Below are 8833 nucleotides of genomic sequence, written 5' to 3'. Positions count from 1 at the left end.
ACCACATTGGCTTCGTCTTCCAGTTTCATCACCTGCTGCCCGAGTTCACGGCGATGGAGAACGCGATGATGCCAGGTCTGATTCGGCGTCAAAACCGCCGAGAATGCGAGGCCGAGCTCGGCAGATCCTGGACAGGGTCGGGTTGTCCCATCGGCTTACCCACCGGCCAGGTGAGCTATCCGGGGGAGAGCAGCAGCGCGTGGCATTGGCGCGGGCCTTGTTCTTGAAGCCGCGGCTTCTGCTTGCCGACGAGCCCACGGGGAATCTCGATACGCGGACCAGCCGTGAGATGCACGGCATGTTTTTCGAGCTGAACCGCGAGCTGGGCATGACGATCTTGCTCGTGACCCACAACGACGAGCTGGCGGCGCAGGTGCCCCGGCGCCTGCGTATGGTGGACGGGGTAATCGAGGAGGTGGTGGGCTAGATGCGACCTTCTCTACACCTGCGGAAGGTCCTTCAGGCCCTCGGGCTTTGGGCGCTCTTGGGGGCGGGTCCATTGTCGCCGCTCCTGTGGGCGCAGGCCGAGGGGGCGGGCGAGGGCGAGGGCGACTCACTCGACGTGGCCGCGGTTGGCTTCCGGGGGAACCGGAAAGTCGAGGACGATGCCATTCGGGTGAACATCCGGACGGCGCCCGGCATCACGCTCACGCAGGAAACCCTGCGAGAGGACGTCCGTGCGATCTGGGCCATGGGCTTCTTCGACGACGTCCAGGTGGAAACGGCACGTGGCCCGAAGGGCCTGGTGGTGACGTTCGTCATCAAGGAAAAGCCATCGATTCGAAAAATCTACATTTCGGGGCACGATGAGATCGGCCTCAGCAAGATCAACGAGATCCTCGACATCAAGCGCGAGGAGATCCTGGACCTCGCGAAGGTCAAGAAGAACTCAGGAAAGATCCGCGACCTCTACATCGAGCGGGGCTTTTATATGGCCGACGTGTCCTACGAGGTGAAGCCTCAGGACAAGGGCCAGGTGGACGTCTACTTTCGCGTCCAGGAGAACACGAAGGTGGACGTGAGGCGCATCACGTTCGTCGGCAACCAGCACGCGTCGGACCGGGACCTGCGGGGCGTGATGCTGACCCGTGAGGGGGACCTGTTTTCGCTCCTCACGTCGTCGGGAACCTACCGAGAAGACGCGTTCCAACGAGACCTTCTGCTCATCCAGTCCTGGTACTGGGACCGGGGGTTCGTGGACGTCAAGATCGGCGAACCCCTGATGGAGCTGTCACAGGACAAAAAGTCGCTCTTCATCACGATTCCGATCGAGGAGGGGACCCGCTACGAGCTCGGGACCGTGAACATCGTGGGCGAACTCATCGCTCCGCGGGACGCCTACCTCAAGCTGATCTCCGTCAAACCCGGACAGCTTTTCAATCGTTCGCAGTTGACGCAGGACATGCAGACGATCATGGACACCTTCAAAAACGAAGGTTACGCCTACGTCAATGTTACGCCGCTGACCGATAAGGACGAGGCTTCACGGCGAGTCAACCTGACCTTCGACGTTCAGCGCGGCGAAAAAGTCTTCGTCGAGAGGATCAACATCCGGGGAAACTCGAAGACCCGCGACAAGGTGATTCGGCGCGAGATGCGGATCGTCGAGGGCGAAGAGTTCAGCCAGTCAGCCTTGGACCTGTCGAAGCGCAGGGTGACGGCGCTTGGGTTCTTCGAGCGGGCCGATATGGCCACCGCGCGCGGCACCTCGGATGACCGGATGGAGATCAACGTGGAGGTGGCCGAGCGCCAAACGGGGGCGTTCCAGATCGGTGCGGGCTTCTCCTCGGTAGAAAACTTCATCGCACAGGCTCAGATCTCGCAGAACAACCTTTTTGGCCGCGGGCAGATGCTGACCCTACAGGCCCAGCTCTCGTCGATCCGCAGGCTCTTCCTGCTTCAGTTCCAGGATCCCTACTTCCTGGACACCCGGTGGACCTTCGGGTTCAACCTCTTCAACCAGCAGCGTTTTTTCTTCTCGTTCTTCCGCGAGTCAGTTGGTGGAAGTCTCACCTGGGGCTATCTGCTCCACGACGACGTGCGCCTGCTGCTCACCTACACCCTCGAGCAGGTTGGTGTGCGAACCTCGACCCGGGGCAGCCTGTTCTTCAGCGGCCTGCGGGATCCGATACCGAACGGGTCACTGGCCAACCTTCTGCGTTCGGGGCTGACCTCATCGTGGCGCGTCACCATGCATCACGACACGCGGGACAACCGGCTCTTCACGACCCGAGGGTGGTTCAACACCCTCTCGGCCGAGTTTGCCGATCCGGCCTTTTTCTCTGAAAACACCTTCACGCGCTACGAAGCGGCCACCCGGTTTTTCTACCCCATCTGGGGACCTTTCGTGTTGAGAACGAAGCTCGAAGCGGGCCTCATCACGAGCCGGAACCCCCAGGGCGTTCCCATCACCGAACGCTACTTCGTGGGCGGCATCTTCGACATCCGCGGCTATTCCCCCCGCTCGCTGGGGCCCAGGATCCGTGCGCCGAACACCCAGTCGCCCGACGCGGCGCTCTCCAGTTTCCGGGTGGGCGGCAACCTCCAGCTCATCGGCAACCTCGAGCTCGAATTTCCGATCGTTCCCAAGGTGGGCATCAAGGGCGTGATGTTTGTGGACGCGGGCAACGCGTTCAATACGGAAAGCCAATACTGCGCCCTTCGGCCCCCGGACGTTCACCCCTCGGCTGACCCCTGCAACGTCATCTTTCCCCTGAACAGCCTCCGTACCAGCTGGGGCTTCGGGTTTCGCTGGTTTTCGCCCATCGGCCCCCTCCGCTTCGAGTGGGGCATTCCCTTCTACAGGGTCAGTTCAGCGGAAAGACCGGTGGTCTTCGAGTTTACGATCGGGAATTTCTTCTAGCCGACAAGCGTCTTTCTTCAGGGACCCCCAAGCGAAGGGCTCTTAGTGGGCCGGAACTTCCCTGCAGAGACGGGGCGTGCTATTCGATGGGCCTTCCCCAACGTCAATATCAAAGGGATTCGGGAGACAACTGCCAATGATTCGTTTCGTCAATGCACCGGTGCCGAGGTTCCTGCCCGTCGTCTGCAGCCTTTTCTTGGGCCTCACGGCGAGCCTGGGCGTCTGCGGGACGGCGCAAGCCGAGGAGCCGGTGAAGATCGCCTACGTCGACATGCAGCGGGCTCTCCTGGAAGTCGAGGATGGGCGCCGGGCCCGCGAAGAGCTCAAGAAGACGCTCGAAAAGAAGCAGAAGGAGTTGGACGAGCGTCAGCAAGAGCTGATGAAGGCGGGCGACGACCTCAAAAAGAAGCGGACCCTGTTGCCCGAGGACAAGCGGCTCGAAAAAGAAGCCGAGCTTCAGGACGGTTTGGCCAAGCTGCAGCAAGCGTTGATGCGCAATCAGCAGGAGCTGAACCAGCGGGAGCAAGAGGTGCTGGCACCGATTGTCGAGCGCATGCAACGCATCGTGGGGCAGATCGCCCAGTCCGAAGAGATTTCGCTGGTGCTCGACCGCAACCAGGCGGGCATCATCTTCGCGAAGACTCACCTGGACCTCACCAACGAGGTCATTCGCCGCTACAACAAAGACGGCGGCGGTGCGCCGGCTGCCGCAGCGGCGCCGGCCAAGAAGAAGGGCAAGTAAGCCCCCCGCCCACCTCGGCCTCGCGGCGCGGCCCCGTTCCGCGCCTTGGTCGCAGAGGACGCCGGCCAGCTGACGCGCCGACGGTGCGCGTCCCGGAGCGGATCGCCACGCTCGAGAGGCGCGGCTTCGCCCGGGCAGCTTCCCGACCTCGTTGACCCCGACCCTTCAGGAGATGCCTTGTCCATGGAACTCGACGTTCGCGCCATCGAAGCCTTGATCCCGCACCGCTACCCGTTTTTGATGATCGACCGGGTGGACTCCCTGACGGACGACAAGATCGTCGCCCGCAAGATGGTGACCCGCAACGAACCGTACTTCGACGGCCACTACCCTGGCTTTCCCGTCATGCCGGGTGTGCTGCAGGTGGAGGCCATGGCCCAGGCGGGGGCCCTGATGGCCTGCAAGGTCCTGAAGATCGATCCGAGTCAGACGCTCATCCTGCTGATGGGCGTGGACAAGGTGAAGTTCCGCAGGGCCGTGGTTCCTGGGGATCAGCTGACCATCGAAGTCACGCCGCTGCGCAAGGGCGCCTCCATTTGGAAACTGCGAGGCGAAGCAAAGGTGGACGGCGAGATCGCGGCCGAAGCCGAGTTCCTCGCCAGCATTCAGCCTCGTCAGCCCAAGAGTGCTCAGCAGGGGGAATGAGGCAAGGCACTCCCCCTCGGCTCGAGACGCGTCCCCCGTCGCGGGCGTGCGCCGTGGGGCTGATGGTGCTCCTCGCGGCACCTGCAGGACTCGCAGGATGTCGCTCGCGGAAAGTCCTTCTGCCTGCAGGGGAGGGTGTTGCCGTCGAGGTGGTCGAGCACGACGCGGGTACGGGTGGGGACCCAGGGGCCGACGTCGTGGCGATCGCCGAGTCTGAGCCCAACAACTTTCCCTCGCAGGCCCAGTTGCTTCATCTCGCCGAAGCGCCGGCGCTCGAACTCGACGTGGAAGGGCCGCCGGCAGCGCGCCAATGGCGCGTGTCGGGAACGCTCGCGGGGGCCACCGACGTCGACACATTTCGTTTTCGGCTCAGCCAGAGGCGAGAGGCTTCCGATGCCGCGGCGCCTGACGCAGCCGAAGGTGCGGACGCCGGCGTGGAGGGGCCGACGGAACCTGCCTTCGTCGTGCGGATAGCGCTCGAGGCGCTCCCCGGGGCGAGCGCTGCCACTCCTCTGCGCCTCGACGTCTCGAACGCAAGCGGGGCAACGCTCGTGCGTATCACGAACACCGTAGAGGGTGAGGCGCTCGTGGTACCGAACCTGGACATCGGCGCGTCCAGCGATTTGCTCGTGCGCGTGGGCCGAGGCCAATCTCCCTCCGAAGAGCCCGTACCCTTCGTTCTCACCGTGAGCCTGAGGTCCCTCGGCGCAGGGGAAGAACGGGAGCCGAACGGCACGCCGGAGCGGGCCACCGTGGTCGCCGTTGCAACCGCCACCGCCGAAATGGCGGGGCACCTCGGATGGCGCCAAGACACCGACTGGTTTCAGGTGAGGTTTCCTTCGGCGCTGGCCGGCATGGTGATCGATCTCGACCTCCAGCTGCCAGGCGACGCTGCGGCTCAGGTGGGGTTCGCCGATGCGGCGGGCACGATGCTTTACGGGTACCAGCGCCCCGCCAGTGGGCGTTTGCAGCTTGCTGGCTTCCAGCCGCCCGGGGACGGTGTGGTGATGGTGAAGGTGCAGAACACGGCAGGTGCGATAACCGATCGACGGTACCGCCTGACCCTGGCGGCAGTTCCCGCCGCCCCGGAGCTCGAGCAGGAGCCGAACGACCAGCTCTCGACCGCGCCAACACGCACGGCCGACGCGCTGAGTGGGCGCATTCATCCCGCGGGAGACGTTGACGTGTTTCGCTTCTGTAGGCCCGCCTCGAAGAGCCTGATGGTCGTGCCGCCGGCCAACTCGACGCTTGAGATCGACGTTCTGGACGCGACGGGGCGCCTCGTGACCAGCGAGACCATCAGCGCCGACCGCCAGGTGACTTTGGAGGGGCTGGAGCTCCCCGAGTGTTTCTTCGTCCAAGTTCGAGAAAAGTCGGCCAAGCGTTCGAATTTCCTTGAGCCTTACTCTCTCCGACTCACACCACCGTGAGGACGAACGAATCCCCGGAGGGCGGTGCCGCATCAGATGATTGGAGGGTCTCAAGAAAGCGCCAAAAACAGCCGCTGCTTGACTAAGGGGCGGTGATGTAGCAAGCCAAGACAAAGGGGGTAGCCATGCTCGACCCGTGGATCATCGAACAGATTCGGCGCCGCGAGAGCGAAGAACGGCGTCGACGAGAACAGCCGGTGCTCGAGTTGCCCCTTCCCGAGCCTGACCCGGACGCTTACGAGCGCCCGGTCAGCTGGCCGGGAGAGCCGCAGCCCGAACGCGGGGTGGTCATCATCGGAATGTAGGGGGGCCGAGAGCCCAAGGGCTCTCGCAGTGCTTCGGCTCGGGCGAGGGTGGCGCTTCGGGGGACGTCGGTGGGCCCGAGCCGCGGCGGCTCTAGAAACGTCGGAGATACGTAACGGCGCTTCGTGTTCGATTTATTGCCCTCCTCGGTGAATCGTCATGTCATGGCTGCATGAGGGACGACGCCCTGGACGTGACCCGCATAGAGCCACTGCCGCTTGCAGAGATGGAATTGCCTTTCGTGGCAAGACCTACCGAGTGGCGGGCCCTCGAGACGGCTCTCGAGCGCGCCGTTCGGTTCGAGGCGCCCCAGATGGTGACCGTGAGCGGACCGCTCGGAATCGGCAAGTCTCGCCTGTTGCAGGCTTGGCTTGACGACGTCACCCAGCGCAGCGTCTTCCGCGTGGTTCGGGCGGGCCGACGAGAAGCCACGGTGGCGGCGAAGCACACGCCCGAGAGGTTTGCGTGGTGGGGGGCGTTCTTGCGCATGCGTCTTGGCCTCACCCGCGAGATGGGACGGCAAACTGCCATGGAGCTGTTTCGGGGCGAGCTCCAGTCCGTTTTCGGTGACCGCCGGGTTGCGGAGGTGGCCGCTTTTTTGGCGCCTTTCCTCGGCTTCGAGCTGCCCGAAAGCCCTCTGCTTCATGCCTTGGCAGGAAAGCCAGAGTCGTACGCGGACGTCGCGCGAGCCGTGTTGTGCCGCTTCCTCGAGGAGGACGCGCGCATCACGCCTCTAGTGGTGGCGTTCGAGGATTTGGATGTCGCAGACGAGGCCTCCCTCGACCTTCTCGCACGCCTTTGCAATGAGCTCGGCGAAGCGCCCCTCGTCATCATTTGCACGGCCCGTCCCGAGCTCTACGTGCGGCATCCCGAGTGGGGGCGTTCAGGAGGCAGCCACGTGCGGCTGGACATGGCGCCCTTAGAGCCCGCGCAAGTTGCCGTTTTGGTCAACTCGGCGCTCTCGGGCCCCGCAGACCCGCGGCTCCTCGATCGCATCGAGGACGAAAGTGGGGGCAACCCTCGTACGGTCTTGCGGTTGCTCGATGGATATTGGCGACGGGGGTTCCTCACGCAGGCGGCCGGGCAGGGCACCTGGAGGCTCGACGTGGAAGAAACGGGCGCGAGCCCGATCGATTTGTCACCGGAGCAGATCGCGTTTTCTCGCGTGGCCGCGCTCTCGCCTGCCGAACGTGACCTGTTGGCTCGTGGCGCAGCGTTTGGCCATTCGTTCACCACCGGCGGCGTGATCGCACTCGGACGATTGGGCGGTGTGCCACCGGATCCCACGACCGTGTTCGCTCCGGATCCAAACATCGAGCACACCCGCCAGATACTGGTCATGCTCGAGGCGCGCGGACACCTCGAGCGGCTCGCCGAGCCTCGGCTGGCGGGGGAGACCGAATGGAGCTTCGCCATTCCGGGGGACCGCGAGATCCTTTACGGGTCTGTGGATCCCGAGCTCATGCGTCGCCGCCGGCTGTTTGCGGCCCAGTGGATTGAAGGGCGGATGCTGCTGGATGCCCGGCCGGACCGCTTCGAGTGGCTGGGCACACTCTACGAGGCAGGGGGCGACGGGCGACGGGCAGGTGAGTGCTTCGTGGCCGCGGCCGACCGCATGCGCGAGGAAGGTCGTCTCGAGCAAGCGCGCACTCTTTACTTGAAGGGGGTTCGCCTGCTCGACATGGCGGACTCCGTTTACAAGATGGATGCTCTTCACCAGCTGGGTGACGTGGCAGCGCGGTTGGGACGAACCCGCGAGGCCCTGGCACATTTTGCCGAGATGCTGCATCTGGCGTGGCGGCTGGATCTTCCCGCCAAGGGGGGGGCCGCTCATGCCCGGATCGGCCGGCTGCATCGCACGCTCGGCAATTACCGACTGGCGCTGCGGCACCTCGAGCTGGCCCGCTTGCTCTTCGAACTCGCGGGCGACCTGCCAGGTGTGGCCGCAAGTCAGGACGATGTGGGCCGCGTGCACATGCTCACGGGCGACGTTCACACGGCCATGGCCTGGCACCGCAAAGCCTTGGCGCTGCGGGACGAGCTTGGAGACCACCGGGGCAAGGCGTTGACGCTCTCCTGGTTGGGACTGTGCGAGGTCCAACGAGGCGACCTCCTCGCGGCGGAAGCCTGCTTCAAGGTCTCGCTCGACGTGTCCCGCAGCGAAGGTGACCCGCGCGGCGTGGCGTTTGCGCTGATGGATCAGGCCGCCGTACAGCGTGAGTTGGGACGGCCGGATCGGGCCCGAGCGTTGCTCGAAGAAGCGCGTGAGGTGGTCCGCCAGTTGGCCGATCCTCTGACAGAGGCGCACCTCGGCATTCAGATCGGTGAGTGTCTGCTGCTCGTCGCGTGGCCGAAGCAGGCCGAGCTCGAGTTCGAGGCGGCCCGGAAGTTGGCCGATCGTTTCGGGACGAAGCGGCTGGTGTCACAGGCCGAGCGGGGCCTGGCCGAAGTGAAGCTGGCGATGATGGACGTGCTCTCGGCACGCGACCACGCTGAAGCGGCGCTGACCGTGGCGGAAGCCATCGGTGTGCCCTCGCTCGTGGGCGCGGCGCTCCGCACGATGGCAGAGGCGATGATGGCCGGGGCGCCGGGCGACCCCGATCGTGGCGGCGCCCGGGAGATCTTCGATCGCGCCATCGAGGTGCTCTCGGACAGGGGCGCCGAGCTCGAGCTGGGACGGACCTTGCGAGCCTATGCGGCGTTCGAGCACAAAATGGGCCGGCGGGACGTGGCGGGTGACCTGCGTGAACAGGCCGAGGGCATCCGGGCCCGTGCCTGGGCCAGCGACAAGTTCGAGGCCTTCGCAACCTGAACGCGGTGCAGGCCAAGGGGCCTCTGATACCATGTCGA

General features: G+C 64.7%; 6 protein-coding genes and 1 pseudogene. All 7 read left to right on the top strand.

Translation table 11 applies throughout. The features are described from left to right. The 7 genes and pseudogenes from KA712_25760 (at nucleotide 1) to KA712_25730 (ending at nucleotide 8795) form a co-directional block, all read left to right on the top strand. A pseudogene (locus tag KA712_25760) lies at nucleotides 1-427 on the top strand (ATP-binding cassette domain-containing protein). Next, nucleotides 428-2863: an outer membrane protein assembly factor BamA gene (gene bamA, locus KA712_25755; protein MCG5056363.1), complete on the top strand. Its 2436-nt coding sequence runs from the start codon at nucleotides 428-430 to the stop codon at nucleotides 2861-2863. It abuts the pseudogene before it with no gap. Between the two features lie 136 nt (nucleotides 2864-2999). Further along, on the top strand, nucleotides 3000-3605 hold the full coding sequence (locus KA712_25750) for an OmpH family outer membrane protein (protein MCG5056362.1): 606 nt from the start codon (nucleotides 3000-3002) through the stop codon (nucleotides 3603-3605). Nucleotides 3606-3788: 183 nt separating this feature from the next. After that, nucleotides 3789-4250 carry a 3-hydroxyacyl-ACP dehydratase FabZ gene (gene fabZ, locus KA712_25745; GenBank protein ID MCG5056361.1) on the top strand — a complete coding sequence of 154 codons (462 nt, stop codon included), beginning with the start codon at nucleotides 3789-3791 and terminating at the stop codon, nucleotides 4248-4250. Then, complete coding sequence (locus KA712_25740) at nucleotides 4247-5680, top strand: hypothetical protein (GenBank protein MCG5056360.1); 1434 nt, start codon at nucleotides 4247-4249, stop codon at nucleotides 5678-5680. The genes fabZ and KA712_25740 overlap by 4 nt, the downstream gene beginning before the upstream one ends. 125 nt (nucleotides 5681-5805) lie before the next feature. Then, nucleotides 5806-5985: a hypothetical protein gene (locus tag KA712_25735; protein MCG5056359.1), complete on the top strand. Its 180-nt coding sequence runs from the start codon at nucleotides 5806-5808 to the stop codon at nucleotides 5983-5985. A 170-nt stretch (nucleotides 5986-6155) separates the two neighbouring features. Further along, nucleotides 6156-8795 carry a tetratricopeptide repeat protein gene (locus KA712_25730; GenBank protein ID MCG5056358.1) on the top strand — a complete coding sequence of 880 codons (2640 nt, stop codon included), beginning with the start codon at nucleotides 6156-6158 and terminating at the stop codon, nucleotides 8793-8795. The last annotated feature ends 38 nt before the right edge of the window (nucleotides 8796-8833 follow it).

The sequence above is a fragment of the Myxococcales bacterium genome (genome assembly GCA_022184915.1).
Lineage (GTDB): Bacteria > Myxococcota_A > Polyangia > Fen-1088 > Fen-1088 > JAGTJU01.
This window is presented reverse-complemented; position numbering and strand designations above follow the sequence as displayed.

What these genes read in the sequence shown, in the direction of transcription:
- bamA (MCG5056363.1), top strand. Translation starts at nt 428, where the DNA reads ATGCGACCTTCTCTACACCTGCGGAAGGTCCTTCAGGCCCTCGGGCTT.
- fabZ (MCG5056361.1), top strand. Translation starts at nt 3,789, where the DNA reads ATGGAACTCGACGTTCGCGCCATCGAAGCCTTGATCCCGCACCGCTAC.
- KA712_25730 (MCG5056358.1), top strand. Translation starts at nt 6,156, where the DNA reads ATGAGGGACGACGCCCTGGACGTGACCCGCATAGAGCCACTGCCGCTT.
- KA712_25740 (MCG5056360.1), top strand. Translation starts at nt 4,247, where the DNA reads ATGAGGCAAGGCACTCCCCCTCGGCTCGAGACGCGTCCCCCGTCGCGG.
- KA712_25750 (MCG5056362.1), top strand. Translation starts at nt 3,000, where the DNA reads ATGATTCGTTTCGTCAATGCACCGGTGCCGAGGTTCCTGCCCGTCGTC.
- KA712_25735 (MCG5056359.1), top strand. Translation starts at nt 5,806, where the DNA reads ATGCTCGACCCGTGGATCATCGAACAGATTCGGCGCCGCGAGAGCGAA.